Origin of the sequence: Marivita sp. (assembly GCF_051859345.1) — a bacterium.
Lineage (GTDB): Bacteria > Pseudomonadota > Alphaproteobacteria > Rhodobacterales > Rhodobacteraceae > Marivita.
On sequence record NZ_JBHYFV010000006.1, the window covers coordinates 72638 to 98195 of the forward strand.

33 protein-coding genes and 1 pseudogene are annotated in these 25558 nt (G+C 59.8%); 25 read left to right on the plus strand and 9 right to left on the minus strand.

The window, feature by feature from the left end; translation table 11 throughout:
• Positions 1–12 precede the first annotated feature (12 nt).
• Complete coding sequence (gene parA / locus ACTIEN_RS06135) at positions 13–654, minus strand: ParA family partition ATPase (RefSeq protein ID WP_439522237.1); 642 nt, start codon at positions 652–654, stop codon at positions 13–15.
• 94 nt (positions 655–748) lie between these two features.
• Here parA and ACTIEN_RS06140 point away from each other — a divergent pair, with 94 nt between their 5' ends.
• A complete protein-coding gene (locus ACTIEN_RS06140; protein WP_439522238.1) occupies positions 749–1228 on the plus strand; it encodes a HugZ family protein in 480 nt (159 codons plus the stop codon).
• A gap of 21 nt (positions 1229–1249) precedes the next feature.
• Here ACTIEN_RS06140 and ACTIEN_RS06145 read toward each other — a convergent pair whose 3' ends face one another.
• Together ACTIEN_RS06145 and ACTIEN_RS06150 are read right to left on the minus strand one after the other, a co-directional pair.
• Positions 1250–1666 carry a DUF4864 domain-containing protein gene (locus tag ACTIEN_RS06145; protein WP_439522239.1) on the minus strand — a complete coding sequence of 139 codons (417 nt, stop codon included), beginning with the start codon at positions 1664–1666 and terminating at the stop codon, positions 1250–1252.
• 63 nt (positions 1667–1729) lie between these two features.
• Positions 1730–3307, minus strand: a complete 1578-nt coding sequence (locus tag ACTIEN_RS06150; protein ID WP_439522240.1) for a lysine--tRNA ligase — start codon at positions 3305–3307, stop codon at positions 1730–1732.
• Between the two features lie 181 nt (positions 3308–3488).
• Here ACTIEN_RS06150 and ACTIEN_RS06155 point away from each other — a divergent pair, with 181 nt between their 5' ends.
• The 3 genes from ACTIEN_RS06155 to ACTIEN_RS06165 all read left to right on the plus strand — a co-directional run bounded on the left by ACTIEN_RS06155 (position 3489) and on the right by ACTIEN_RS06165 (position 4672).
• Entirely contained in the window at positions 3489–3860 is a 372-nt protein-coding gene (locus ACTIEN_RS06155) for a tellurite resistance TerB family protein (RefSeq protein WP_439522321.1), read from the plus strand.
• Positions 3861–3949: 89 nt separating this feature from the next.
• Entirely contained in the window at positions 3950–4414 is a 465-nt protein-coding gene (locus ACTIEN_RS06160; RefSeq protein ID WP_439522241.1) for a hypothetical protein, read from the plus strand.
• 30 nt (positions 4415–4444) lie between these two features.
• Positions 4445–4672 carry a hypothetical protein gene (locus ACTIEN_RS06165; RefSeq protein ID WP_439522242.1) on the plus strand — a complete coding sequence of 76 codons (228 nt, stop codon included), beginning with the start codon at positions 4445–4447 and terminating at the stop codon, positions 4670–4672.
• Here the strand turns inward: ACTIEN_RS06165 and ACTIEN_RS06170 are convergent, their stop codons facing one another.
• Positions 4673–5101, minus strand: coding sequence for a PaaI family thioesterase (locus tag ACTIEN_RS06170; protein WP_439522243.1), 429 nt, complete (start codon positions 5099–5101; stop codon positions 4673–4675).
• A 56-nt stretch (positions 5102–5157) separates the two neighbouring features.
• On the opposite strand from ACTIEN_RS06170, the gene ACTIEN_RS06175 reads away from it, so the two are divergent.
• From ACTIEN_RS06175 to dacB, 3 genes are all read left to right on the plus strand, one after another.
• The gene (locus ACTIEN_RS06175) at positions 5158–5943 is read left to right on the plus strand and encodes an enoyl-CoA hydratase (protein WP_439522244.1); all 786 of its coding nucleotides are present in this window, start codon (positions 5158–5160) and stop codon (positions 5941–5943) included.
• Between the two features lie 2 nt (positions 5944–5945).
• Positions 5946–6560 carry a nicotinate-nucleotide adenylyltransferase gene (locus ACTIEN_RS06180; RefSeq protein ID WP_439522245.1) on the plus strand — a complete coding sequence of 205 codons (615 nt, stop codon included), beginning with the start codon at positions 5946–5948 and terminating at the stop codon, positions 6558–6560.
• Positions 6561–6665: 105 nt separating this feature from the next.
• On the plus strand, positions 6666–8174 hold the full coding sequence (dacB, locus tag ACTIEN_RS06185; protein WP_439522246.1) for a D-alanyl-D-alanine carboxypeptidase/D-alanyl-D-alanine endopeptidase: 1509 nt from the start codon (positions 6666–6668) through the stop codon (positions 8172–8174).
• A gap of 84 nt (positions 8175–8258) precedes the next feature.
• Here the strand turns inward: dacB and ACTIEN_RS06190 are convergent, their stop codons facing one another.
• Positions 8259–8486 (minus strand): DUF1127 domain-containing protein, encoded by a 228-nt coding sequence (locus ACTIEN_RS06190; RefSeq protein WP_439522247.1) that lies wholly within the window; start codon positions 8484–8486, stop codon positions 8259–8261.
• Positions 8487–8598: 112 nt separating this feature from the next.
• On the opposite strand from ACTIEN_RS06190, the pseudogene ACTIEN_RS06195 reads away from it, so the two are divergent.
• The 4 genes and pseudogenes from ACTIEN_RS06195 to rpsI all read left to right on the plus strand — a co-directional run bounded on the left by ACTIEN_RS06195 (position 8599) and on the right by rpsI (position 11748).
• Positions 8599–10008 (plus strand): annotated as a pseudogene (locus ACTIEN_RS06195) (PLP-dependent aminotransferase family protein).
• 88 nt (positions 10009–10096) lie between these two features.
• Positions 10097–10621: a GNAT family N-acetyltransferase gene (locus ACTIEN_RS06200; protein ID WP_439522248.1), complete on the plus strand. Its 525-nt coding sequence runs from the start codon at positions 10097–10099 to the stop codon at positions 10619–10621.
• 174 nt (positions 10622–10795) lie between these two features.
• Positions 10796–11260, plus strand: coding sequence for a 50S ribosomal protein L13 (gene rplM / locus ACTIEN_RS06205; RefSeq protein WP_439522249.1), 465 nt, complete (start codon positions 10796–10798; stop codon positions 11258–11260).
• Positions 11260–11748 carry a 30S ribosomal protein S9 gene (gene rpsI, locus ACTIEN_RS06210; protein ID WP_439522250.1) on the plus strand — a complete coding sequence of 163 codons (489 nt, stop codon included), beginning with the start codon at positions 11260–11262 and terminating at the stop codon, positions 11746–11748. The genes rplM and rpsI overlap by 1 nt, the downstream gene beginning before the upstream one ends.
• A gap of 113 nt (positions 11749–11861) precedes the next feature.
• On the opposite strand, the gene ACTIEN_RS06215 is transcribed toward rpsI, so the two are convergent.
• Both ACTIEN_RS06215 and tsaA read right to left on the minus strand, forming a co-directional pair.
• Positions 11862–12890 carry a fatty acid desaturase gene (locus ACTIEN_RS06215; protein WP_439522251.1) on the minus strand — a complete coding sequence of 343 codons (1029 nt, stop codon included), beginning with the start codon at positions 12888–12890 and terminating at the stop codon, positions 11862–11864.
• Positions 12891–12993: 103 nt separating this feature from the next.
• On the minus strand, positions 12994–13485 hold the full coding sequence (gene tsaA / locus ACTIEN_RS06220; RefSeq protein WP_439522252.1) for a tRNA (N6-threonylcarbamoyladenosine(37)-N6)-methyltransferase TrmO: 492 nt from the start codon (positions 13483–13485) through the stop codon (positions 12994–12996).
• Positions 13486–13656: 171 nt separating this feature from the next.
• Here tsaA and ACTIEN_RS06225 point away from each other — a divergent pair, with 171 nt between their 5' ends.
• From ACTIEN_RS06225 to ACTIEN_RS06260, 8 genes are all read left to right on the plus strand, one after another.
• A complete protein-coding gene (locus ACTIEN_RS06225) occupies positions 13657–14550 on the plus strand; it encodes a substrate-binding domain-containing protein (protein WP_439522253.1) in 894 nt (297 codons plus the stop codon).
• A 23-nt stretch (positions 14551–14573) separates the two neighbouring features.
• The gene (locus ACTIEN_RS06230; protein ID WP_439522254.1) at positions 14574–14936 is read left to right on the plus strand and encodes a YidH family protein; all 363 of its coding nucleotides are present in this window, start codon (positions 14574–14576) and stop codon (positions 14934–14936) included.
• Between the two features lie 83 nt (positions 14937–15019).
• Positions 15020–16768, plus strand: coding sequence for a DNA polymerase III subunit gamma/tau (locus ACTIEN_RS06235; RefSeq protein ID WP_439522255.1), 1749 nt, complete (start codon positions 15020–15022; stop codon positions 16766–16768).
• Positions 16744–17127: a hypothetical protein gene (locus ACTIEN_RS06240; protein WP_439522256.1), complete on the plus strand. Its 384-nt coding sequence runs from the start codon at positions 16744–16746 to the stop codon at positions 17125–17127. The genes ACTIEN_RS06235 and ACTIEN_RS06240 overlap by 25 nt, the downstream gene beginning before the upstream one ends.
• A gap of 15 nt (positions 17128–17142) precedes the next feature.
• Complete coding sequence (locus ACTIEN_RS06245; RefSeq protein ID WP_439522257.1) at positions 17143–17487, plus strand: YbaB/EbfC family nucleoid-associated protein; 345 nt, start codon at positions 17143–17145, stop codon at positions 17485–17487.
• A gap of 51 nt (positions 17488–17538) precedes the next feature.
• The gene (recR, locus tag ACTIEN_RS06250) at positions 17539–18132 is read left to right on the plus strand and encodes a recombination mediator RecR (RefSeq protein ID WP_439522258.1); all 594 of its coding nucleotides are present in this window, start codon (positions 17539–17541) and stop codon (positions 18130–18132) included.
• Between the two features lie 70 nt (positions 18133–18202).
• Positions 18203–19102 (plus strand): MBL fold metallo-hydrolase, encoded by a 900-nt coding sequence (locus ACTIEN_RS06255; RefSeq protein ID WP_439522259.1) that lies wholly within the window; start codon positions 18203–18205, stop codon positions 19100–19102.
• 9 nt (positions 19103–19111) lie between these two features.
• Entirely contained in the window at positions 19112–19495 is a 384-nt protein-coding gene (locus ACTIEN_RS06260; protein WP_439522260.1) for a rhodanese-like domain-containing protein, read from the plus strand.
• A 61-nt stretch (positions 19496–19556) separates the two neighbouring features.
• Here ACTIEN_RS06260 and ACTIEN_RS06265 read toward each other — a convergent pair whose 3' ends face one another.
• Positions 19557–20318 (minus strand): DUF1013 domain-containing protein, encoded by a 762-nt coding sequence (locus ACTIEN_RS06265; RefSeq protein ID WP_439522261.1) that lies wholly within the window; start codon positions 20316–20318, stop codon positions 19557–19559.
• Positions 20319–20453: 135 nt separating this feature from the next.
• On the opposite strand from ACTIEN_RS06265, the gene ACTIEN_RS06270 reads away from it, so the two are divergent.
• A complete protein-coding gene (locus tag ACTIEN_RS06270; protein ID WP_439522262.1) occupies positions 20454–21092 on the plus strand; it encodes a ribonuclease T2 family protein in 639 nt (212 codons plus the stop codon).
• A gap of 1 nt (position 21093) precedes the next feature.
• Here the strand turns inward: ACTIEN_RS06270 and ACTIEN_RS06275 are convergent, their stop codons facing one another.
• On the minus strand, positions 21094–21786 hold the full coding sequence (locus ACTIEN_RS06275) for a COQ9 family protein (RefSeq protein WP_439522263.1): 693 nt from the start codon (positions 21784–21786) through the stop codon (positions 21094–21096).
• Between the two features lie 232 nt (positions 21787–22018).
• Here ACTIEN_RS06275 and ACTIEN_RS06280 point away from each other — a divergent pair, with 232 nt between their 5' ends.
• The 5 genes from ACTIEN_RS06280 to ACTIEN_RS06300 all read left to right on the plus strand — a co-directional run bounded on the left by ACTIEN_RS06280 (position 22019) and on the right by ACTIEN_RS06300 (position 25555).
• Entirely contained in the window at positions 22019–22711 is a 693-nt protein-coding gene (locus tag ACTIEN_RS06280) for a hypothetical protein (protein WP_439522264.1), read from the plus strand.
• Positions 22712–22797: 86 nt separating this feature from the next.
• Positions 22798–23004, plus strand: coding sequence for a 30S ribosomal protein S21 (gene rpsU / locus ACTIEN_RS06285; protein ID WP_008207378.1), 207 nt, complete (start codon positions 22798–22800; stop codon positions 23002–23004).
• 297 nt (positions 23005–23301) lie between these two features.
• The gene (locus tag ACTIEN_RS06290) at positions 23302–23853 is read left to right on the plus strand and encodes a hypothetical protein (RefSeq protein ID WP_439522265.1); all 552 of its coding nucleotides are present in this window, start codon (positions 23302–23304) and stop codon (positions 23851–23853) included.
• Between the two features lie 206 nt (positions 23854–24059).
• Entirely contained in the window at positions 24060–24734 is a 675-nt protein-coding gene (locus ACTIEN_RS06295; RefSeq protein WP_439522322.1) for a haloacid dehalogenase type II, read from the plus strand.
• On the plus strand, positions 24734–25555 hold the full coding sequence (locus tag ACTIEN_RS06300; protein ID WP_439522266.1) for an alpha/beta fold hydrolase: 822 nt from the start codon (positions 24734–24736) through the stop codon (positions 25553–25555). The genes ACTIEN_RS06295 and ACTIEN_RS06300 overlap by 1 nt, the downstream gene beginning before the upstream one ends.
• Positions 25556–25558: the final 3 nt, after the last annotated feature.

Genomic DNA, 25558 nt, shown 5'->3' on the forward strand with positions numbered 1-25558 from the left:
GATGCCCTGCCTTTACCTGTTTGCCAGCACCGCCGCCACCTCTGAGGTAAGCGCATCGACTTCGGCCTGTGCCGGTGTCTTGCGGCCCTCGGCGGCACCGCGCCCCTGCCCCAAAGCTTCGGCATAGATCACGCGGTTGGCCAGCGTCGCATCGGCAATGCGCGCCGCCAGCTTCTCCGCCGCTTCGGCCACTTCCGTGCCCAGCCTTGTGTTCTTGCGAGCGCGGTTGAGTACGACCAGCGCCTCCTTGTCTTCGCGCCGCGCCAGATCAAGCACACCTTCGGTGGCCCAGAGATCGACATGGCTGACACTGACCGGAACAACGACAAGGTCAGCCACTCGCAGCGCCGGGCGCAGATCGCTGTCAGCCTTTGGCGGCGTGTCGATGATGACAATGTCGTGGTTTTCGGACAGCTTGCGCACTTCGTAGGTGATGCCCCAAGCCGATGACGTGGCAAATTCGAGGTTGTCGACCGACCCTGCTTCGGTTTCAAGGCGGGTCATGAACCAACGCCCAAGGCTGCCTTGGGGGTCGATGTCGACAAGCGCGACGGTTTTTCCCTGACGCAGAAATCCGATGGCAAGGTTTGCAGTGACGGTGGTCTTGCCAGAGCCGCCTTTTTGCTGCGCGACAGTGATGACGTGGCCGGACATGGGCTGTTCCTTCGATTCGGCCCAAGGGTACAGGGTTATTGTGCAGGTGCAGCATAAAAATTGCCACACCTTCTGGACGTGTTAGAATGACACCATGGTTTCACCAATCCGACCCACCGATGACAATGCCCGCGCCTTGGCAAAAAGCCTGATAGCGCGCGCCCGCTTTGCCACCCTGTCCTTCCTTGATCCCAAGGATGGCGGACCGATGGTCAGTCGGATCGCGCTGGTATCCGGACCGGATGGGCTGCCGCTGAGCCTGATGTCCGATCTGAGCCATCACAGCACCGCTCTCAAGGCAAACCCGCTCTGTGCGCTGTTGATCGGAGAGCCGGAGGACAAAGGCGATCCGCTGACCCATCCGCGTCTGAGCCTGCGCGCGCGGGCGCATTTCGTGCGGCATGGCACATCCGGGCATGGCAGTCTGGCAGACGCGTTTCTGTCGAAACAGCCGAAAGCAAAGCTTTACATCGGCTTCGCCGATTTCGCGCTGGTCACATTTGCGCCGCTCGGAGCGCATCTGAACGGGGGGTTCGGCAAGGCCTTTACCCTGACCGCAGAGGATTTGATCTAGCGGCGCGTGAAATCACGCAGCCTACGCGGCGACATCGGGCGCCTGCAAAATCTGCACCCCAGCGATACGCCATTCGCCGTCGATCTGCTGCATTTGATAATCAAGGTAGTGCAGGTTGCCTGCCGTGTCCTTGAGGATCACCGTCTGGTACAGCCCACCCGCAATGTCGCGCAGGTCGCCAAAGGTCACGGCTTCGGGGCGCCAGACCATCGGGTAGCCCTGTCTGACCATCGCGCCGAAATTTTCCGGCGTGCGGAACATGGTGCGCAGGTTCGGGCTGGCAAAGGTGAAGGCGGTTTCGAAATCGTCCTGCAGGAACGCGTCGATCTGGCTTTGAATGGTGCCTTCAATCGCGGGTTCTGGAGCGAGAACATCTTGCGCCCAAAGTGTGCCCGCCATTGAGGCCGCAAAGGCCAGTCCGGTGATGAGTTTGCGCATGATCCGTCCTCCATCGCTCAGACGGAAGGTAGGGCGGATCATGCGCTGGACAAATCGTTTGTGTCAGCCAAGGCCTCCGGCGAGACCTTTCTTGATCAGGGTCACGGTTTCGCCAACGCCATACAGCGCGACAAAGCCTCCAAAACGCGGGCCTTGGGATTGCCCCAGCAGCACCTCGTACAGCGCCTTGAACCAGTCGCGCAGCGGGTCGAACCCGTGGTCCTTGCCGACCGCGAACACGATCGTTTGCAGCGTTTCGTCGTCGGTCGGACCATCGTGCGCTTCAAGCCGGGTCGCGAGGTCTTCCATTGCCGCGCGTTCGGTGTCGTCGGGCGCACGGAAGGTCTTGGTCGGTTTCACGAAGTCGTTGTAATAGCGCACCGCAAAACCCGCTGCCTGATCCAGGTCGGCATGGGTTTCTGGCGTCGCATCAGGCGCATACCGCTTGATGAAGGCCCACATCGTTTCCGTGTTTTCGGCCCCGGCGGCAGAAGCGAGGTTGAGCAGCATCGAGAACGGCACAACCATATGCGATTGCGGCACGTTCCCGGAATGGATGTGCCAGACCGGGTTATTGGCCTGCTGGGTCGCATCCTGTGACGGATAGGCGCGCAGTTGCTGGTGGTATTCGTCAACCGCCTTGGGGATCACGTCGAAATGCATCCGCTTGGCCGTCTTGGGCTTGAGATACATGAAATAGGACAGGGATTCCGTGCTGGCATAGGTCAACCATTCGTCGATGGACACGCCATTGCCGGTGGTCTTGGAGATCTTGTGACCGTCGGCATCAAGGAACAACTCATAGGTGAAATGCTCGGGCTTGCGACCGCCAAGGATTTCGCAAATGCTGTCATAGATCGGCGTGTTGGTGCTGTGATCCTTGCCGTACATCTCGAAATCGACATCGAGCGCCGCCCAGCGCGCGCCGAAATCAGGCTTCCACTGAAGCTTGACGTTGCCGCCGGTGACCGGCAGCGTCATTTCGCGGCCGTCCTCGTCGTCGAAGGTGATCTCGCCCTTGGCGGCATCGACGTTCTTCATCGGAACGTACAGCACGCGGCCGGTGTCGGGGTGAATCGGCAGGAAGATCGAATAGGTCTCGCGCCGTTCGTCGCGCAGGGATTTGAGCATCACCTCCATCACCGCATCGTATTTCTCGCAGGCGCGCAGCAGCACGTCGTCAAACCGGCCCGTGCGGTAAAACTCGGTCGAGGAGATGAATTCGTACTCGAACCCGAACGTGTCCAGAAACCGGTTCAGCATCGCGTTGTTATGCGCACCAAAGCTTTCATGTGTGCCGAACGGGTCCGGCACATCGGTCAGCGGGCGTTGCAGGTGTTCGCGCAGCATGTCGGGATTGGGCACGTTGCCCGGAACCTTGCGCATGCCGTCCAGATCGTCGGAAAAGCAGATCAGCTTGGTCGGGATGTCCGAGATCACTTCGAAGGCGCGGCGGATCATCGTGGTACGCGCAACCTCGCCAAAAGTGCCGATATGCGGCAGACCAGACGGGCCATAGCCGGTCTCGAACAGGACATAGCCTTTTTCCGGCGGCTTCTTCTCGTAGCGTTTGAGCAACCGGCGCGCCTCTTCAAAGGGCCACGCCTTTGAGGTCATTGCAGCTTCGCGCAGATTGGACATTGCTCGTGTTCTCCGGATGGGTGCCGCACTGGCTGTGCGGGCGTTCAAAAAGCACTCCCTATTGCGGGCGCGCGGGCGGGTCAATAAGTAGGGGTTAGTTCACGCTCCAGATCAGAAAGTGCCAATTGTGCAAGATACAGACCACCACCCGCTAAGCCCACAGGATTGCCTTGTCGCACTGATGATCGCGGTGTCCGTGTCTGACGAGAACATTCGCACGGCTGAGTTGGTCAAGATCACCTCGGCTGTGAACAACCTGCCGATCTTTGCCGAATATGACGAAGCGCGTATTCGCGACATGTCAGGTCTTGTGTTCGATCTGTTCGAACAGGAAGACGGGTTGGACGCGCTGTTCGGTTTGATCCGCGACAACCTGCCAGAACGCCTGTTCGAAACCGCTTATGCCCTCGCCTGCGATGTGGCGGCGGCCGACGGAACTCTGCGAGAAACGGAATTGCGGCTTCTGGAAGAGATCCGCTATGAACTGTCTCTTGATCGTCTGCACGCTGCCGCCATCGAACGCGGGGCGCGGGCGCGGCACATGCGCGTTTGACCGTTGATTGCACATCGCTTTGGACGTCGAATTAAGGTATCTTGACCTCTATTGAGACGCAATCATTCGCAATCAGGGTATTTTGTACCATGGCATCGACAGACAAGGATTATTACCGCGCCGCCAACAAAGGATTGTTCAAGCATGGTGTCTGGGAGGTCGAGAACGAAACTCCTGCCGACGGTATCCTGCATGGCGATATTGAAGCGCGCTCCTGGACGGTCACAAAGATGCACCGGGGTGGAAAGAAAACCCAAGAGGTCCGCACACGTCAGGACTGGGCCATCAGGAATGGCCACATGGAACCCGGAAGTGGCACGTCCCTGCATGACCATGAAGGCGCGCTTGGCTACCTTGCATGGGCCTATTTCAAGTTGCCCGAAGGCACGGTCATTCCCGAAAACCTGATCATCGTGCAGCGCGGCAAGCCGGATCATTACCAGATCGAGGTCCGCACAGGCGGTGAGATGACACCAGACACCCTGCGCGGGGCATTGGACAATCTTGCGCGCAACTGCGTTGTGCGTCTCAAGCAATTGGCGGACGGGATCTAGGCATGATCCAAACCGCGCAGAAAGGCATATATGGTTGAGATCAGCACACCCGCGCTGATGATGTCGATTCAGGCGATATCGCAGCTTATTTCCGAAGAAGAGGCCACGATGGACTCGATGGAAGAGAGCGAGGATCTTTACGAATTGGCCGAATCCGTCGAAGCCTTCCGCAAGACGTTGAACGAACTGCGCAGCGTCTATGAGGCCGCGCGCCGCGACGGGGCCGATCTGCCGCCCTATGGCAACCTTGTTCTGTGATCAGCCGTCCCGTTTCGGCGGGATCGAATAGGTAAGCGTGGCACGGGCAACCGGGTCGGGGCTGCCTTCGGAGAACATCAATACATCCACCACGCTTAGAACACGCCCAAGCTTCAGCACCTTGGCATGGGCCAGCACATCTTCCCCGGCCACAGGTTTGCGCATGAAATCAATCGAACAATTGGTCGTCACGGCAAGCGCTTCCTTGCCAACGTGCGCCATCGTCGCCACATAGGCCGCAACATCGGCAAGGCTGAACATCGCGGGCCCAGACACCGTGCCGCCGGGACGCAGGTGCTGTTCGCTGGCATGAAGCCGCATCACCAGACCATCTTCATCCAGATGGTCTATTCCGAACATGCCCACTACCTGTGGGAACACCTCGTCCAGAAACGCCGTCATTTCCTCTGCCGGAACTTTGAGCCCCATGCTTTCCTCCTCTGTCATCAAGCGATAAAGTCATGCCAACTCACTGGGAGCACAAGATGAAAATCCTGGAACGTCACGACACAAACGCAGTTTGTCACCTGCACCTGAACGCGCCCGAGCGTTTGAATGCCCTGTCAGAGGAGATGCTGGACGCGCTGCAAGAGCAGCTAGATGCGCTTCAAAGCGATACATCGGTTCGGGTGGTGGTCCTTTCTGGCGCGGGCAAGGCGTTCTGCGCGGGGCATGACCTCAAGCAGATGACCGCGGGCCGTCAGGCCGAGGATGGCGGAAAGGCTTATTTCAAGGATCTGTTTGATCGCTGTGCGAATGTCATGACCGGCGTGCAGCGCCTGCCTCAGCCGGTGATCGCGCAAGTGCATGGAATCGCGACGGCCGCAGGGTGCCAACTGGTCGCGTCCTGCGACATGGCTGTGGCCGCCGAAGGCACGCGGTTCGGCGTCAATGGTGTGAATATCGGGTTGTTCTGCTCTACTCCGATGGTTGCCTTGTCGCGCAACATCGCACGCAAACATGCGTTCGAGATGCTGGTCACGGGTCAGTTCATCACCGCAGAGCGCGCAGAGGCGTTGGGCCTGATCAACAAGGTTGTGCCCGCCAATGTGCTTGAAACGGAAACACATGCGCTTGCAGACCTGGTCGCGAGCAAGCTGGGTGCTGCCGTCAAGATCGGGAAATCGGCGTTCTACGAACAGGCACAGATGACCCTTGATGACGCGTACGCCTACACGGGCGATGTCATGGTCGAAAACATGCTCTACCGCGACACCGAGGAAGGGATTGCCGCTTTCCTTGAAAAACGCGCGCCTGACTGGTCGCAGTAACCTTGTCGCAAAACAGGCTTTTCCTGCGGCCCGGCATGTGCGTGGGTCTGCTGGGCGGATCGTTCGATCCCGCGCATTCGGGCCATGTCCACCTGACGCGCGTGGCGCTGCGCCGGTTCGGGCTGGATCGGGTGATCTGGCTGGTCTCGCCGGGCAATCCGCTCAAACAGCGCGGCCCTGCCCCGCTTGAACTTCGCATGCAGCGGGCGCAGAACATCATGCGCGATCCCCGCGTGATCGTCAGTGATTTCGAGGCGGATATCGGCACCCGCTATACCGCCGAGACGGTTGACACGCTTGTCGCGACCTATCCCGGTGTGCGCTTTGTCTGGCTCATGGGGGCGGACAATCTGCAACAATTTCATCGCTGGCAACGGTGGGAGGACATCCTGTATTCCGTACCTCTGGGCATTCTTGCGCGTCCGGGATGGCGCCAGTCTGGACTGCATTCGCGCACGGCACGGCAATATCGGCACGCCCGCCTGCCCGGTCGCGCCTCGCAGCTCTTGGCGGATCAGACCGCGCCGGCCTGGTGCTTTGTCAACATGCCCATGATGCCGGTCAGTTCGACTGAACTGCGCGAATCCGGTGCCTGGGACAAGGATGAGTCTTCGTGACTTGATCGCGATTTTCAACGGTTGCGTGATCCAATCGGAAAAGACCTGCCCGATCACCAAAGCGTGTTCTTGAAACCCGGCAATCCGTCAGGTTAGATCGCGTCCATGACACGGGAGGTTTCACGTCGCGCACTATTGGGCGGTCTGGCAGCGGTTGCGCTGGGTCAGGCGGCTTCGGCGCAATCATCGCTTGCGCCTCTGAACTCGCTCAGACCAACGTCGCGCGAGGGCGATCTTCTCAAGACCTATCAGGCCACCCTGAGTGACTTGATTGCGGACTCCGGGGTGCCCGGCCAGATCAGCGTTCAGGTGGCCGATGTGAAGACCGGGCTGGTGCTGGAATCGCACAATCCCTTGCGTGCCCTTCCCCCGGCCAGCGTCGCCAAATCCCTGACCGCCTGCTATGCGCTGGATGTGCTTGGACCGGGATACCATTTCGAAACCCGCATTCTTGGCACGGCTCCAATCGTCGATGGCAGGCTGGAGGGCGATTTGATCCTTGCCGGTGGCGGCGATCCGACACTGGACACGGATGCGCTTGCCTCGATAGCCCAACGCCTGCGCGAAGAGGTTGGACTGACCGAGGTCACGGGCCGGTTCCTTGTCTGGCACGGTGCTTTGCCGTCGCTGAACGGGATCGACAGCAAACAACCCTTTCAGGTGGGGTACAATCCGGGCATTTCCGGACTCAACCTGAATTACAATCGGGTCCATTTCGAATGGCAGCGCAAGGGCGATGACTATTCGGTGTCGATGGATGCGCGGTCAGGCACGTTGCGTCCGGAAGTGCGGGCAGCAAGGATGCGGATCGAGTCGCGCAATTACCCGGTTTACACCTATGCCGATGGCGGCACCTTCGACAACTGGACCGTGGCGCGCGGGGCGCTGGGCCGCAATGGAGCGCGTTGGTTGCCCGTGCGCAAAACGGCGCAGTATACGGCTGAAGTGTTCCAAGTCCTTGCACGCTCGAACGGGATTGTGCTGAAGGCTCCAGAGATGCTGGATGCGCTTCCGGCAGGCGCCTCTGACGTGATGACCCATGAAAGTGCGCCGTTGCGGATCATCCTGCGCGACATGCTGAAATACTCGACCAATGTGACGGCCGAATGCATCGGTTTGACCGCAACAACTGCCCGACTTGGATCGGTGTCGTCACTCAGGGCGTCAGCCGATGCCATGAACGCCTGGGCGAAAGACACGCTGGGCATGTCTTCGGTCGCGCTTGAAGATCATTCCGGGCTTGGGGATGACAGCCGAATTTCGGCGCGCGATATGGTCAAGGCTCTTATTTCAGCGCGTAAGTCCACGGGATTAAAAGCTCTTTTGAAAGATCATCCCTTGCGCACCGAAGACCGCACGATCGTCGAAGACCATCCTGTCAAGGTTCACGCAAAGACCGGCACGCTGAATTTTGTCAGCGGTCTGGGTGGATTTATCGACCTGCCGGATGGCACGGAATTGGCGTTTGCCTATTTCTCGGCGGACCTGCCACGCCGTGACGCCCTGAGCCGCGAGGAACGCGAAAGCCCGCCGGGCGGCAAGACCTATGCCGTGCAGTCCCGCAAACTTCAGCAACAGCTGCTGGCGCGGTGGGGTATTCTGTACAACGGGTAACCCCTGCAAACCGATTGCCACAAAAAAGGGGCGCAAAGCCGGTCTTTGCGCCCCCAGTTGAAGAAGTCCAACTGACGCAGGGATTTACATCAGCCAGAACTTACGATTGGCCTCCCTTTGGGCGGTCAACCGATCCAGTCCGATGTCACACAGCAGGTGATCATCAAGATGTTTGAGCTGAGTGCGCGTGCGGCGGCGCTCAGACCATTGTGTGAAGGTCACCGCGACTCGCAACGCCACGACGGCCACCGGCGACAGCGTGGACTGTTCACCAAGATAAGCGATCTGAGAGGCATGGGCTGCGTGTGTCATGGGTGTTCTCCTCAAATGTATTGACACAATCTTGTAGTATCACGATACATGTGTATGTGTCGCGATACAAAAAGCGATACATTCGAGTCATAGCGTGATCCAGAGAAAGATTGTGTCGGATACAATTTCCCCAGATCAAATCGTGTCGCTGCCCCAGTCTGCCGCTGGCCCCAAGTACAAAAGGGTGGCGGACACGATCGAGTCGGCGATCCGCTCGGGAGACCTGAACGCAGGAGACAAATTGCCTCCGGTGCGGGAACTGGCGTGGTCGCTTGGCATCACGCCCGGCACGGTTGCGCGGGCCTATACGCTGCTGACCGATGCGGGTCACGCGGTGGCCGAAGTCGGACGTGGAACCTACGTCGCCGATCGCGGGACACGCCCCACCGCGCAACCGCGCGAATACGTTTCCATCCCGATGCAGGACGGCAAACTGTCCCTCTTCAGCCCGCAATTGCCCGACCTCGGTCAAGTGTCGCTGCTTCGCGATGCGTTTGGCAGGATCGGAGAGACCGCACCAGAGCGTCTTTTGCACTACCCGACCCGAGACGCGTACCGCCCTCTGCGTGAAGCTGCCGTTCATTGGCTGAGAACGATCCCGCTTGGGCGCATTGATGAAAGCGATGTCGTGATTGTTCACGGCGCGCAAAGCGGATTGAGCGTGATCCTGCAAGCGATCCTGCGCGGCCCCCGTCCAACCGTGCTGGTTGAAGAAATGGCCTATCCGGGCTTTCGACGCGCCGCTGATCTGCTGCGTGCCGATGTGGTGGGATTGCCCAGCGACGAAAAGGGCATCCTGCCAGACGCGCTTGAAAGCATTGCCCGCAGAACCGGCGCGCAGGTGTTGTGTACCTCGCCGGATGTTCACAACCCAACGCTGGTTTGCACACCCGCAGACAGGCGAAGCGCCATTGCCGAAGTGTGCCGGTCGGTTGGATTGCAGATCATCGAGGACAATTGTTATCGCCGCTTTGACATCACCGCCCCCAGCTACCGGATTCTTGTGCCGGAACGCACATGGCATGTAGCGTCAATCTCTAAGGTGCTGCCCCCTGCGTTGCGGATTGGCTTTGCCATCGCGCCGCGTGGACATGGGCAGGCCTTGCGCCAGGTCGCAGAACACGGGTTTTTCGGGATCGCACAGCCCTTGGCCGAAGTCGCAGAACATATCCTGACCAGTCCGGACACAGATGCGATTGCCCTGGCCATCCGTGAACGGATCGCCGCGTTTATCCGTGTGGCAGTGAATGCGCTGGGCACCTACAATCTGACCTGGCATGAAGACGTGCCGTTTCTATGGCTTCCCTTGCCCTAGGGCTGGCGCGCGGCGGCGTTCTGCCGGGCGGCCGAAGCGCGGGATATACAGATCAGATCGGCGGATGAATTCGCGCTTCGTGACGGGCGGGCGCCACATGCGGTGCGAATTGCGGTCAACGCACAGATCCCGCTTCAGACCTTCGAGAACGCCATGCATCAGTTGCGCGATCTTCTAGGGCACCCGCCAGAGCAGATAAGTGTCTGATCTTTCGTTGTATTGATGAAAAAATGTTCGCTTGGCCCCAAAACGGGCGCTAGGTTAATGCGCACGACTCACCTGCCGCGAGATTTAAATGGGTTTAGACATCAGCTTGGCCTTCGTCGAAAGGCGGCCAGATCTTGACGAACTGTCGGATATCCTGACGGAATATTACGCTCAAATTCTTGAGCGCTTGATGACGGTTGGCGGTCCGGGTCTTTCGGTAGAAGAACAGGTTCAATCCAGCCTTGACTCGATTGATCAGTTCCTGCCGCCCAATGGTGGCATTCTTCTGGCACGGGACAGTTCCGGCTATCTTCTGGGCTGCGCGTTTGTCCGGATGATTGACAAAGACCGGGCCGAACTGAAACGGCTGTTCGTGCGCGATCTGGCGCGGGGGTACGGGCTTGGGCGTCGGATGATCGAGATGCGCATCGAAAAAGCCAAGGACCTTGGCGCGACCACGATCCTTGCCGACACCGTGCGTGGCAACAGCTCAATGCTGGCGCTTTATGACCGCTTGGGGTTCAGGGAAACACCCCGGTATGACGGCAACGCAAATGCCGCAGCGCTTGATGAATACCTCGTTTATCGCAAGCTGGAGCTTCCGGTGGGTTGAATCCGTGAACTTAAATGGGGTATAATGATACCTTATTTTCAAGTCATTGTTTTTGCTGGATTTATACAGACAGACGCCGCTTGACGACGATTTGGCAATCCTTATAACCCGCCCATCGGAATACCGGGGTGCCTACACCCTGCCTTACCAATCAAACGTCAGGGACATCCCACGATGAAAACCTTTTCTGCAACACCGGCAGACATCGACAAGAAATGGATCCTGATCGACGCCGAAGGCGTCGTTCTGGGTCGTCTTGCGTCGATCGTCGCCACCCGCCTGCGCGGCAAACACAAGCCGTCATTCACACCGCATATGGACATGGGTGACAATGTCATCGTGATCAACGCGGACAAGATTCAGCTGACCGGCAACAAGCGTCAGGAAAGCTTTTTCTGGCACACCGGCTATCCGGGCGGCATCAAATCCCGCACCAAGCAGCAGATCCTCGAAGGCGCCCACCCCGAGCGCGTCGTCCAGAAAGCGGTTCAGCGCATGCTTCCGGGCAACCGCCTGTCCCGCAAGGTGATGACCAACCTGCGCGTCTATGCTGGCGCCGAGCACCCGCACGAGGCCCAGAGCCCCGAAGTGCTGGATGTGAAATCCATGAACTCCAAAAACACCCGGACGGCGAAATAATGGCTGAGCAACTCAATTCTCTCGAAGAACTGAACACCGCCGCAGGCCTCGATGCCGCGCCGGAAGTGGTTGAAACCCCGCGTGAGCCTCAGCGTGATGCGCTGGGTCGTTCCTACGCCACCGGCAAGCGGAAAGATGCGGTCGCCCGCGTCTGGATCAAGCCGGGCTCCGGCAAGGTCAGCGTGAACGGCAAGGAACTGAAGACGTATTTCGCACGTCCGGTTCTGCAGATGATCCTGCGCCAGCCCTTTACGATCTCTGGTACAGAAGACCAGTTTGACGTGATGGCGACGGTCAAGGGTGGTGGTCTGTCCGGTCAGGCCGGTGCGGTCAAGCACGGCATCTCCAAGGCGCTGCAGCTTTATGATCCGTCCCTGCGCGGCGCGCTCAAAGCGGCAGGCTTCCTGACCCGCGACAGCCGCGTTGTGGAGCGCAAGAAGTACGGCAAGGCGAAAGCCCGTAAGAGCTTCCAGTTCTCCAAGCGTTAATCTTCGCGTACAAGATATTGAAAAGGCCGCCTTTCGGGGCGGCCTTTTTGTTTGCGGTGTTTCGATCGGATTGTGCGGAGCCGGGCAAGCCTGCGCCTGAAAGAGCGATGCGCCTAGAGCCCCCGCGCCTGTCGGAAAGACAGCAACCGCCGGGACCCTTCATCCCACAGATGCAGACGCGCGTTTTCGAAACTCTCGCGCACAGTCATCCGGTTGTGGTCCGACAGGCTCGCATGATCGCGCACCACCTCGGGCAAGCGATAGAACGGTATGCGGCTGTAAAGGTGATGCACATGGTGGATGCCGATATTGCCGCTGAGCCATTGCAGGACCGACGGCAGAACGTAATGCGAGCTGCCATGCAGCGCCGCATCGTGCAATTGCCAATCTTCTTCATTGTCCCAGAGCGTTGTTTCGAACTGGTGTTGAACGTAGAACAGCCAGACCCCAGCCGTGGCCGCAAGAAGCGTGGAAGGCAGGAAAATCAACAGGATCGGCATCAGTCCACCGAAATAGAGCATGACCAGCAAACTCGCGAGGATGGCCGCGTTTGTGCCCATCGCGCTGGCCCAGTACCGAACGCTCGACATCAGACCCAAGGGGATTCTGTTCTGGATCAGGAACAGGTATCCCGGCCCAAGACCAAATAAAATGACCGGATGGCGGTAGAGCCGGTACATCAGCTTGCTCCAGGGTGACAACGCCTTGTATTCGGCGACCGTCATGGTGTGCACATCTCCAATGCCGCGCCGTTCAAGGTTGCCTGCGGCGCTGTGGTGAATCGAATGGGTGCGTCGCCACACGTCGTAGGGCGTAAGCGTCAGAACCCCCAGCACACGACCAAGCCAATCGCTCAGCGTGCGGTTGTTATAGAACGATCCGTGGCCGCAATCATGTTGGATGATGAACAACCGCAGAAGAAACGCCGCGTTGACGATCGAAATTGCCAAGGTCAGCCAATAGCTTACGCCCAAGGCCCACCATGCGGCGGCCCAAAGCGCCACGAAAGGGCCCAGCGTGACGGCCAGCTCGAATGAGCTGCGCACTGCGTTGGGTTCGCGATATTTGGCTAAAACTTTTACCCAGTCTTTGGCAGAGGGTGCTGCGGGCGTGCGCCCGCTGATTGTAAACTGCTCGGACATGTGCCTGCTTTTGTTATCTGAGTTGAGTTGTTCTAGCTGATGAACAGCGATCCGCCTACTTCCGTTTGTCAAAGAAATGCCAAGACGGGGCATTTTGCCACTGCTAGGTGTCATCGGCGTCTTTGTGCGGCGCTTGCGGTGTGAAGGAACAACGCTCTGGCTTGATGTCAATCAGAGGCGTTTTATCAAGGCAATCCAAACCCTTGACGATCAGAACAGACCCTTCCTGCCGGATCAGCCGCACCTTGGATATTCCAATCGGGTTCGGCCGCACCGGAGAGCGCAATGCGAAGGTTCCTGTGATGGATCCATCGCTGCGCGGGCTTTGCAGCACCAGATCGCGGCGCGACAGGTGCAACCAGTAGAGCACATCAAGATAGTCGAACCGTGTGATGCCCTTCAGCGCAGGGGCCCATTCCTCCAAAAGCTCGAGTCGGCAGTCGGGGCCATCAAGCGCACCCTGACGCGGACACATGTCGCGGGACGTGTAAGGCGTACGGATCGTACCGATGAACTGTACGGCTGCATCGTACGAAACGGGTCTATCAGTTGCCACCTCACCATCGCGCAGGTCAGCCTCGTCTGCGGTGGTCATCTTGGGCCTCCAGATTTGACAGGATTCAGATGTGTTCTGACACAAACTCCGCCCGCGTCAAAGGCCTGTCTGGGGAGGGTGGTACGACTGTTCTGCCTTGGTGCTTTTCGTCAGGCACAGCGTTTTGTCCATCTTGCCGCGCGGCGGCGTGTCGGACATAGTCGCGTCGATATGACAAAGACCGATACATCCTCTGCCGAACGTTACCTCACCGTACCGGAACTGGCCGCGCTTTTGCGGATCAAGGAACGCAAGGTCTATGATCTGGCGGCGAACGGAACAGTGCCCTGTTCGAAGGTCACGGGAAAGCTGCTGTTCCCGGAACAGGCCGTGCATCGCTGGCTGGCGCGCGGGCAAACCGGTGCCGGAACAGATGAAGGACCGCGACCGGCGGTGTTTCTGGGCAGCCATGATCCGCTTCTGGACTGGGCATTGCGGCAGTCGGAATGCGGGATTGCCACGTTCTTTGATGGGTCGCAGGACGGTCTGGACCGCTTTTCCGCGCGTGAGGGTTTGGCGGCCGGGTTACACATGTTCGACGCTGCCGGTTCGACATGGAACATCCCCGTGGTCGAGGCGGCGTTTTCCGGCGCGCCGGTTGTTCTTCTGGCATTTGCCAAGCGCATGCGCGGGTTGGTGATTCAGCCGACTATGGCATCGCGCATCGAAACCATCCGCGATCTGGTCGGGCGAACCCTGACGCCCCGCCAGATAGGTGCCGGGACACGAACCCTGTTCGACCATCTTTTGCGGGACGCCGATATCCTGCCCGAAACGATCCAGCTGCGCCCGGTGGCGCGCAACGAGGCGGATGCCGTTCTGGATGTGGCGACCGGCGCGTCTGATGCCACGTTCGGTCTCGAGGCGTTGGCAGAACAGCACAAGCTGGGCTTTGTGCCCCTGATCGAAGAACGGTTCGACCTGTTGATCAGCCGCAAGGCGTATTTCGAACCGCCGATGCAGCGTTTCCTGGGCTTCCTGAACAGCCCGGCCTTTGCAGAGCATGCGGCGGGAATGAAGGGCTATGGCGTGACCGAGGCCGGAACCGTGCGCTGGAACGGGTAAGCCCGATCAGGCGTTCTGATCTCATGTCAGACAAAAAAGATCTTGCCGAAGAGCGGACGGATTGGGCCGAGGCCCGCACCATCCTGGCCAATGAACGCACCTTCGCGGGCTGGATGCGCACGGGAATGGCGTCTGTCGCGCTTGCACTTGGGTTGCGGGCCTTGTTCGATCCGTTCGAGCCGACCTGGATTCCCAAATTGGTTTCGACCCTGTTCATCTTCATCGCCCTGGCGATTTTCTGGGCCGCCTGGCGCAATTCCAGCGAGACGCAGAAAGAACTGCACGCCAAGGACGCACAGCCACAATCAGCCAGCCGGATCGGCCTGATTGCCGCGATTCTGAGCGCCGGGTCGGCGGCGGCGGGCGCGATCCTCTGGCTGTTGTGAAAACGTCGAACCGCGCGCCGAGTGCGGTGGACCTTTGCGCGCTGACCCCCTAGTTTAGGGCGGACTGCTGGAAGGGTCTCTGGATGTCCGACACCACCCCCTATCAGGTGCTTGCCCGCAAGTACCGCCCCGAAACCTTTGCCGATCTGGTCGGGCAAGAGGCGATGGTGCGTACGCTCAAGAACGCGTTTGAGGCCGACCGAATCGCACAGGCCTTCGTGATGACCGGGATTCGCGGAATTGGGAAAACCACCACGGCACGGATCATTGCCAAAGGGCTGAACTGCATCGGACCGGATGGCACCGGCGGGCCGACGACGGAACCCTGCGGCCAGTGCGAACATTGCGTCGCGATCATGGAAGGTCGCCACGTCGACGTGATGGAGATGGACGCGGCCTCGCGCACCGGCGTGGGTGACATCCGCGAGATCATCGACAGCGTGCATTACCGGGCCGCGTCGGCGCGCTACAAGATCTACATCATCGACGAAGTTCACATGCTCAGCACCTCGGCGTTCAACGCGCTGTTGAAAACGCTGGAAGAGCCGCCCGCGCATGTGAAGTTCATCTTTGCGACCACCGAGATCCGCAAGGTGCCGGTCACCGTCCTGTCGCGCTGTCAGCGGTTCGACCTGCGCCGGATCGAACCCGAAATGATGATCGCTCTCCTGCGCAAGATCGGCGCTGCCGAGAATGCCGAGATCACCGACGACGCCCTGGCGCTGATCACCCGCGCGGCGGAAGGATCGGCACGGGATGCGACATCGCTTCTGGATCAATCGATCAGCCATGGAGCCGGGGAAACCACCGCCGAGCAAGTGCGCGCCATGCTGGGTCTCGCAGACCGGGGGCGGGTTCTTGACCTGTTCAACCTGGTAATGAAGGGGGATGCGGCTGGCGCTTTGACAGAGCTTTCCGCACAATATGCCGACGGGGCCGATCCGATGGCGGTGCTGCGCGATCTGGCCGAGATCACGCATTGGATTTCCGTGGTCAAGATCACACCCGAGGCAGCAGAAGACCCCACGATCAGCCCGGATGAACGCCAACGCGGTCAGGAACTGGCCGGGGCATTGGGGATGCGACCCCTGACGCGGTTGTGGCAGATGTTGCTCAAGGCGCTGGACGAGGTTGCACAGGCGCCCAATGCGATGATGGCGGCGGAAATGGCGATCATTCGCATGACTCATGTGTCGGAACTGCCCAGCCCCGAGGAACTGGTGAAGCGGTTGCAGGATACTCCTCCTCCGCCGCCGCCTTCGGGGGGTGGGATGCACGCGGGTGGTGCGGGTCAGACACGCGCGACCGGCAGCCCTGCCCCGACGCATGGCACCACATCCGGGCCGCATGCCTCTTACGGTGGGGCCGCAGTGGCGGTTGCAGTGGATCAGGCGCTCGCACGGTATCCGACCTTTGAACATGTCGTCGAACTGATCCGGTCGAACCGGGACGTGAAGCTGCTGGTCGAGGTGGAAGGCTGCGTGCGGTTGGCCGCGTATCAGCCGGGTCGTATCGAGTTCACACCAACGGACAACGCCCCCGGCGATCTGGCGCAACGTCTTGGCGGGGCGTTGCAGCGCTGGACGGGCAACCGGTGGGCTGTGACCTTGGTCAATGGTTCGGACGCGTCGACGATTGTCGAAACACGCGATGCCGCCGTCATGGCGATCAAGGCGGAAGCGGCGGCGCATCCGCTGGTCAAAGCGGTGCTCGACGCCTTCCCCGGAGCCACGATCGAAGAGGTCCGCACGCCCGACCAACTGGCCGCCGTGGCCGAGGCCGAGGCATTGCCCGAAGTGGAAGACGAATGGGACCCGTTCGAGGAGGAGTGATCCTGTCGCTCCTGCCGGGTGTCGCATGGGCGCAGGATTGCGCGGTGCAGCGCCCCGGATGGGATGGCGCGCCTGTGAGCGCGGTGCAGGAGGCGGTGTATCTCGCCTCTTCGCCCGCAGCACTCGTACTGTTTCTGGGGACCGTTGCGGCCATCCGTTTCAAAAGTCATTGGGGGACTTTGGCGGTTGTCTTGGGCTGGACGGCGTTTGCCACCTTTCTGACCATGCTCGCGCCGGCCTCGCGCAGTGCCGCGACGGTCGAAGGCTGTGTCGGGTCGCCCGCCTTGTTCATTGGCATCATCGCTGCAATATGTGTGGGGATGATCATTTACACCGCGCCACCGATCAAGGGGCGCTGAAACGCGGAGAGAGATATGTTCAAGGGTTTGGGCCAGATGGGTGACATGGCCAAGATGATGAAAGCCGCGCAGGACATGCAGGGCAAGATGGCCGAGATGCAGGAAGAAATGGCCAAGATGACCGTGACCGGTGAATCCGGCGCCGGTCTGGTCAAGGCGACCGCGACGGCCAAGGGCGAATTGACGGGACTGGACATCGACCCGTCGATCTTCAACAGCGATGACAAGGAAGTCGTGGAAGACCTGATCCTTGCCGCGATCAAGGATGCTCAGCAAAAAGCACAGGCCAAGGCACAGGAAGAGATGTCCAAGCTGACCGAAGGTCTGGGCCTGCCACCGGGGATGAACCTGCCGTTTTGACAATGGTGGTGGGGTACAAACCCACCTTACCCGACTGTTTGGACCTGAACGATGCGTGACGGCGGCGATATCGAGGCGCTTATTGCGATGATGGCGCGTCTGCCGGGGCTTGGCCCCCGGTCGGCGCGACGTGCCGTGCTGCACATGATCCGCAAGCGCGGGCTTCTTCTGGGGCCTTTGGCCGAAGTGATGACGCGTGTGGCGCGGGATGCGCGCGAGTGCCTGAATTGCGGTAATATCGGCACGCAGGACATCTGCGACATCTGTCAGGACAACCAGCGCAACAATGGGCTTTTGTGCGTGGTCGAGGATGTGTCGGACCTTTGGGCGATGGAGCGCGCCGGGGTCTTCAAGGGCCGCTATCACGTTCTGGGCGGCACCCTGTCGGCGCTTGATCAGGTCGGCCCAGAAGAACTGCGCATCCCCAAACTGTCGACGCGGGTGGACAGCGAAGAGATCACCGAGGTGATCCTTGCTCTCAACGCCACAATCGACGGGCAGACCACGGCGCATTACATCGCCGACCAGCTAGAGGGGCGGGTGACCATGACCTCGCTGGCGCAGGGTGTTCCGATTGGTGGTGAGCTTGATTACCTTGACGAAGGAACGATCACCGCAGCGATGAACGCACGCAAGCCGATCTGAGAAACATCTTCAAGAAATGGAACATGTTCTTTCCTCAGCCGTTTATGGTGAAACAGCAAGGGGAGCCTTCATGACATATTCACGCACCAGCGTTTCCCGTGGGGACGGATCGCCCGAGGTCACGGGGTTTTACGACGCCGATACCGGCAGCATCCAGTACCTCGTCACTGACCCGAAGACACGCAAGGCGGCGCTGATCGACACGGTGCTGACCTTTGATCCTGAAAGCGCGACGACCGATCCATCAAGTGCCGATGCCATCCTGCGCTTTGCCCAAAGCGAGGGGATCGAGATCGACTGGATTCTCGACACGCACCCGCATGCCGATCACCTGATGGCGTCGTCGTATCTCAAGGACACGCTGGGCAAGCCGAATGCGATTGGCGAAAAGGTTACGGACATCGCAACGCTTTGGCGCGACTATTACAATCTGCCCGATGCCTTTGATCCGGTCCGCGATTTCGACCATTTGTTCGCCAATGGGCATACGTTCGCGATCGGTGATTTGCCGGTGCGCGTGATGCTGTCCCCCGGCCATACGCTGGGATCGATCACCTATGTCGTCGGTGACGACGCCGCGTTTGTGCATGACACGTTCATGCAGCCCGATGCGGGCACGTCGCGGGCGGATTTTCCCGGTGGAACAGCAGCAGACCTGTGGGCGTCTTTGCAAGACATCCTGTCCCTGCCCGATCACACACGGCTGTTCGTCGGGCATGATTATGGTACCAGCCAACGGCCGCAGCCCGAATGGGAAGCATCAGTCGCGGAACACCGGCGCCACAACAGTCATATCGGCGGTGGCGTGTCGAAAAAGGACTACATCGCACAACGCGAAGCACGCGACAAAATGCTCGCCCTGCCCGACCGGATGTTGCACGTCTTGCAAATGAACCTGCGCGCGGGACGTGCGCCAGAACCCGAAAGTGATGGCAACACATATCTCAAAATTCCGATGAACCGATTTTAGGAGAACGTCATGGACAGAGAAGAAACCGAAAACGGCACGCTTGAACACTGGACACCGGCCGAAGTGGCAGCGGCGTTTGCCAAGGATGACATCGTTCTGATCGACGTGCGCACCCCGCAGGAATTCGGTCTGGAGCGGATCAACGGCGCGCTGCTCGCCCCGATGCAGGCTTTCGAGCCGAACCACATGCCCGACCAGAGCAGGAAGCAGATCGTGTTCCACTGTGGATCAGGGGTGCGATCCGCTCGGGTGGCCAAGCTTTGTCTTGCACATGGCGAAGACCGGATCGCGCACATGGCAGGCGGCTTTGCAGCGTGGAAAGAGGACGGGCAGACCTATATGGGCACAGACATGGCCACGGGTGCGCCGAAGGAAATGCGCAAGTCGTCCTGAGACATGAAAAAACCCGGCACCGCATCGCGGGCCGGGTTTCTGTTTCGGTCAGGCCAGACGATCACTTGTCGTCTTCATCGTCCTCGTCATCGTCGTCATGCGTGCCGTCCGGCAAGTTGAAGAAACTGTCGGCGTCAGCATAATCTTCTTTCTTGGTGGTGTCCTCGTCATAGGAGGTGCCGGACAGGCTGAAAGTCTCAAGCCCTTCGATAGCACTTGGCAGACGCGGTTCGGCGTCCATTTCAAGGCTCCGTTCCGTCGAGACCAGCTTGCGGCGCTCGTCATCGGTCATGACAGCTTCCTGCTTTTTCGCGGCCTTGGCAACAACGGCGTCCAGTTCGGACTGCTTGCAGAGGCCCAGCGCCACCGGATCAATCGGCTGGATGTTGTTGATGTTCCAGTGTGTGCGTTCGCGGATCGCCTGGATGGTCGGCTTGGTGGTGCCGACCAGTTTGGAGATCTGACCATCGCTGAGTTCCGGATGAAACTTGACCAGCCAGAGGATCGACGCCGGGCGGTCTTGACGTTTGGACAGCGGGGTGTAGCGCGGACCGCGGCGTTTTTCCTCGCCCTGTGCCGCAGCATAAACCTTGAGCTTGAGCGCATAGAGCGGGCTGTCTTCAGCCTTCTTGATCTCGTCCGCATCCAGCTGGTTGTTGGCGATGGGATCAAAGCCCTTTACGCCTGCTGCAACGTCGCCATCGGCAATGCCCTGGACTTCAAGTTCGTGCATGCCGGTGAAATCCGCGATCTGCTTGAAGGTCAGTGTCGTGTTGTCCACCAGCCAGACGGCGGTGGCTTTTGCCATGATTGGTTTACCCATCTCGCGTCTCCTTACGCATAGCTTTTTCGGTCTCTCGGGGCTGGCCCAAGAGGTCCCGGTTCAGGCCGGGACGGTTTCCATTGTCAGGGAACTTGGCGGCCTTATAGTCGCGCAAAGGCAAAGAGGGAAGAGGGAATGCGGGTTTTGGTGCTGGCCCTGGTTGGGCTGATTGCGGCGTCGGTGACATGGGCCAAAGGCGAACGGGCCGGACAGTTCGATTATTATGTACTCTCGCTGAGCTGGTCGCCGACATGGTGTGCGCTTGAAGGCGATGCGCGTCAGTCACCGCAATGTGACACGGAGGCGGATTTTGGCTGGGTCATGCACGGGCTCTGGCCGCAATACAATCGCGGCTGGCCGTCCTATTGCCCAACGGCTGAACGCAACCCGTCGCACACAATGACCGGGGATATGGCGGATATCATGGGCACATCGGGTCTGGCCTGGCACCAGTGGAACAAACACGGGGTGTGTTCCGGATTGTCGGCCAGCGACTATTACGCCTTGTCGCGCGAAGCCTATGGTACAGTGACCCGACCCGAGATTTTCCGCCGTCTGGACAAGGCAGTCAAGCTGCCAGCGTCCGTGGTGGAAGAGGCGTTTCTCCAGGCCAATCCGCGACTTGAGCCTGACATGATCACGATCACCTGTGCATCCGGGCGCATTCAGGAAGCGCGGATTTGTCTGTCGAGGTCGCTTGACCCCGTGCCCTGTGGTCAGGACGTCGTGCGCGATTGCAGCGCCAAGGATGCGTTGTTCGAGCCGATCAGGTAACCTAGCGCGGCACGGTCCAACCACCGGGCAGATCATCACGGCGCGACTTTGGCGGTTTCACTCGGGTCAGAAGCGCATCCGCGCCTTTCATGAAACGTCCCAGCCCCGGCGCCTTGCGGATCTGCGCCTTGACCTTTTCCACCTGCATCACATCGTCGATCCGCCGATCCAGAAACGCCCAGGTGGCCTGATACTCGAGCGAATCGTCCCCGAGCCAATACAGGACGGTTGATGAATAAACCCCCGAGAGCGTGGCGCGTTTGGTGTACCAGTTGATATCGCGCGAACTGTCGCCCAGCGCAGTCCAGATCCGATCTGCCGTGCCCCAGACCAGCCTGGCACCTTCGGCGGCGTGCATCGGCAAGGCGAAAAGGGTGACTCCCCTGCGCACCGCCTCCTTGTCCTCGACGACCTCGAGCCGCAGGCGCACGGCAAGGGCGACCTTGTCGCGGAAACGCATTTGGGTCAGATCACGGGTTTGCAGCGCCGCAACCATCCGGTCATCGCCACGCCGGTGATAGGCCGCCGCCATGTCAATCGCACCGCGCGGAAAAAGCCCGCGGGCCACGGCAGGCGAGACATCCAGATCATCAATGGCGGCGCGAAAGGCAGTGTCTGACCAGCCGTCGAATGGCACATGCATCAGTGCCGCATCCAGAAGGTCGGTCGCGATATCGCGGGGTATGTCTGTCATGGTCGGGCCTCCGAACTGTCGGTTGCGAAACGTCATTTAAGGTATCTAGTGCGATCCCGCCGTCAGCGCCACTGTCCGGCACACCGTTTCGGCGCGGCAAGATCGGCCCTGCGGCAGACATGCGCCGACGGGATCGCGCAAAAAAGTGTTTGCATGCCGGAACCTTCGGGGCTGCCGCACGTTTTACAAAACTGTTACCCAGCGGGTGTTTTACACAGAGGATTCCAAAACCGTGACGCGTCAACATGCCGATTATCTGTTCCTTGGACTGGGAACATGCGTTCTTGTCGCCGCCTTTATCGCGTCGGGCATGTCGGGCGCAGTGTTCTTCGAATATTTCGGCGCAGAGGATTCCCTGATCGAAAATGCCACAGCCGTCCTACTGGTCTGTGCCGGCTTTGTCCTTGGGACACGCGTGTGGCACGTCCGTAAGTCCCTGTCCCGCACGGCGTTGGTGTTGGGCTTGATTTACGGACTGGCCTATCTCTGGGCAGGTGGAGAAGAAATTTCCTGGGGGCAACGAATCTTGGGTTTTGAAAGCCCGGACTATTTTCTACAGAACAATGACCAGCAGGAATTTACCTTTCACAATCTGGTCATCGGAGACGTCAAACTGGATGAATTCCTGTTTGGGCCTGTTCTGTCCGTCATCATCCTAAGTTACCTCATCCTGCTTCCGATCCTTTGGACCAAGGCCGACTGGGTCAAGCGGGTGACCTCCGCGATGGTCATTCCGGTTCCACGGGCCCACCACGCGGTTTTTGCGCTATTGGTGACGCTGATCATCCCGCTGCTGGACCAAAGCCGCCGTTGGGAAGTGTACGAATGTATCTTCGCGCTTCTGTCTTTGGGGATTTTCGTCAATCCGGCCAATCCGTTGCGCCAAGATGCCCCGAACCGCGTCGTCGATACACGGGCGGCCTAGGCACTGGACAACGCAGGGTCGCATTGTTATACGGCCCGTTCCTGCAAATCCTTGCAAATCCAACTTAGAAAGGTGGTGAAAACCACATGCAGGTTAGTGTTCGTGACAATAACGTCGATCAGGCGCTCCGCGCTCTGAAGAAAAAGCTGCAGCGTGAAGGCGTTTTTCGTGAAATGAAGCTCAAGCAACATTTCGAAAAACCGTCCGAGAAAAAAGCACGCGAGAAAGCCGAAGCGATCCGCCGTGCGCGCAAATTGGCGCGCAAGAAGGCACAACGCGAAGGTATGCTCTAAGCAGGTCTTTCCAACACGCTTTGAATCAGGCAACCCCCGGCGCGACAGCGTTCGGGGGTTTGCTTTTTGGGAACGACGCTGTGTCGGCGTCACGCCTCAAGAAGACGCACCTGTCGGGCCTAGCCGTGCGGCAGGACCGGTGCCGAACAGGACAGGCTTGCGCGACTCAACAACATCGTGAGACACTTTTCCGTGTCAGAGCGCCATTATTTGCTTTGACGCATTTTTTCGCCCTGGATGTGCCGCGTTGAATTTCACGCATTGGCAGTCAGGGATCATTTCAAGGAAGGGATTTGCATGACTGGCGAAAATTCAGCGACGAATGCCGCGGTGACCGTTGCAGCCTTTGCGGTCGAACGTGCGATTGGCGGAACCCGAGGCGGACTCGCCGGACTGGTTGTACAGCCTGTGACCTGGGCTGTCACAGGAACAGGACCAGATGCCGCCGACGCCTTTATCTACGGAGTTGGTGCGGCCGGTGTTGCAGGCGGCGCCATACTTGCCATTCCGGCGACGATCACCGGAATCATAAAGGCAGCGGTAGATGACTATGTCGGTGGCCTTGTCGCAGAAGCGAAAGCAGATGAGCCCGAGGCCGTGCGCGGCGGTATATACGGCACCGATGATTACGGGTTCTGGGCCGCGAACAACCATATAACGGCCATGACAATCGCGAGTTACGGGGGAGTCGCCTGGCAACATCGAAACGGTGCCTATCTGTTCATCAAGGATGCCACTGACACGCCGATTTGCGACTACCACCCTCGGTCGTATCAAAGCCTGTATCGGCCAATCATCCCGCTGCGACCAAATGGCGATCGGGTGGCCTGGACCAGCGCTGATTTCTGACGCGGTGCCCAACGGGATCCGTCGGCACGATGCCAAGACGTCGGACCGATGGGTCACTCACCGCCATCGCACCCTGTGGCAGCGAGCAGAACGGCACGGCACCGGATCTGCGCATCGCGCTTGACCATCTTCGCTCAAACAGTGCTTTTCTCGCCCGACCCGATCTGACACCTTGCGCCAAAGACAAAAACGGGGGGCCATCAGTCATGGCACAGGTCTGTGTGTTCGATGCCTACGGCACATTGTTCGACGTGGCCGCAGCGGCGCGTGTCGCGGCGGATGAACCGGGGCGCGCGGCGCTCAAGGCGGTTTGGCCGCAACTTGCCGAACATTGGCGTCACAAGCAGTTGCAATACACATGGCTGCGCACGATCACCCACGACTACACCCCGTTCTGGGAGGTCACGATGGACGGGTTGGACTGGGCGATGGAGAAGGTCGCCCTGGATGATCCGGAACTGCGCGAACGGCTTCTTGCGCTCTATTGGGAGCTTCCGGCCTATCACGAGGTGCCGGTGATGCTGGCGCAGCTCAAGGCGGCGGGCAAGACCTGCGCAATCCTGTCGAATGGCAGCAAGGACATGCTGGAAGGGGCCGTCGACAGCGCGGGCATCGGGACATTTCTGGATGCGGTTCTGTCGGTCGAGGATGTCGGCATCTTCAAGCCCTCGTCCATGGTCTATGACCTGGTGGGCACGGAATTCGGGTGTCCGAAGGACGACGTGCTGTTTGTGTCCTCCAACGGCTGGGATATCGCCGGGGCATCGGGTTACGGGTTCGAAACCGTCTGGGCCAATCGTGCGGGCGATCCGGTGGATCGGTTGCCACACCGCCCCGCACATGTGCTGACCGATCTGACCGCCATTCCGGAGTTGGCCTGATGCCCCGTTTCACCACGTCTGACGGATTGTCGCTGTATTACACTGACCAAGGTGAAGGCCTGCCGCTGCTGTGCCTGGCCGGTTTGACCCGTGATGGGCGCGATTTCGAATTCGTCGCCCCGCATCTGGCCGGTTTGCGCCTGATTACGCTGGATTATCGCGGGCGCGGGCAATCCGGCTGGGGTGATCCGTCGACGTACCAGATCCCGGTCGAGGGGCGCGATGCGATGGAGCTTCTCGATCACCTCGGGATCGACAAGGCAGCGGTGCTGGGAACGTCCCGCGGCGGCCTGATTGCGATGGTGCTGGCGGCGACGGCCAAGGATCGGTTGCTGGGGGTGGCCCTGAACGACATCGGGCCAGAGATTGCACCCGAGGGGCTTGAGGTCATCAAGAACTACCTTGGGCGGCCGCCGGCCTTGAAAACCCACGCCGAGATGGCCGAGGCGCGCGCGCGCCTTCTGACCGGCTTTCCGAACGTTCCTGCGGAAAGATGGTTGCGAGAGGCGCAGATCCTGTTCAACGAGACCGAGGCCGGGCTTGAACTGACCTACGATCCAAAGCTCCGCGAGGCGGTGCTGGAGGGCGGCGCGCAACCGTCACCCGACCTGTGGCCCTTGTTCGACGCCCTGTCCGGTGTGCCGCTGGCCTGTATCCGGGGTGCAAATTCCGATCTGCTGTCACCCGCGACCTTTGCCGAAATGAAGCGACGTCGTCCCGACATGGTCGCCGTCGAAGTGCCGGACCGGGGGCATATCCCGTTCCTTGATGAACCTGAAAGCCTGAGCGCCCTGAAGCGTTGGCTGGACATGCTGAGGTAGCCA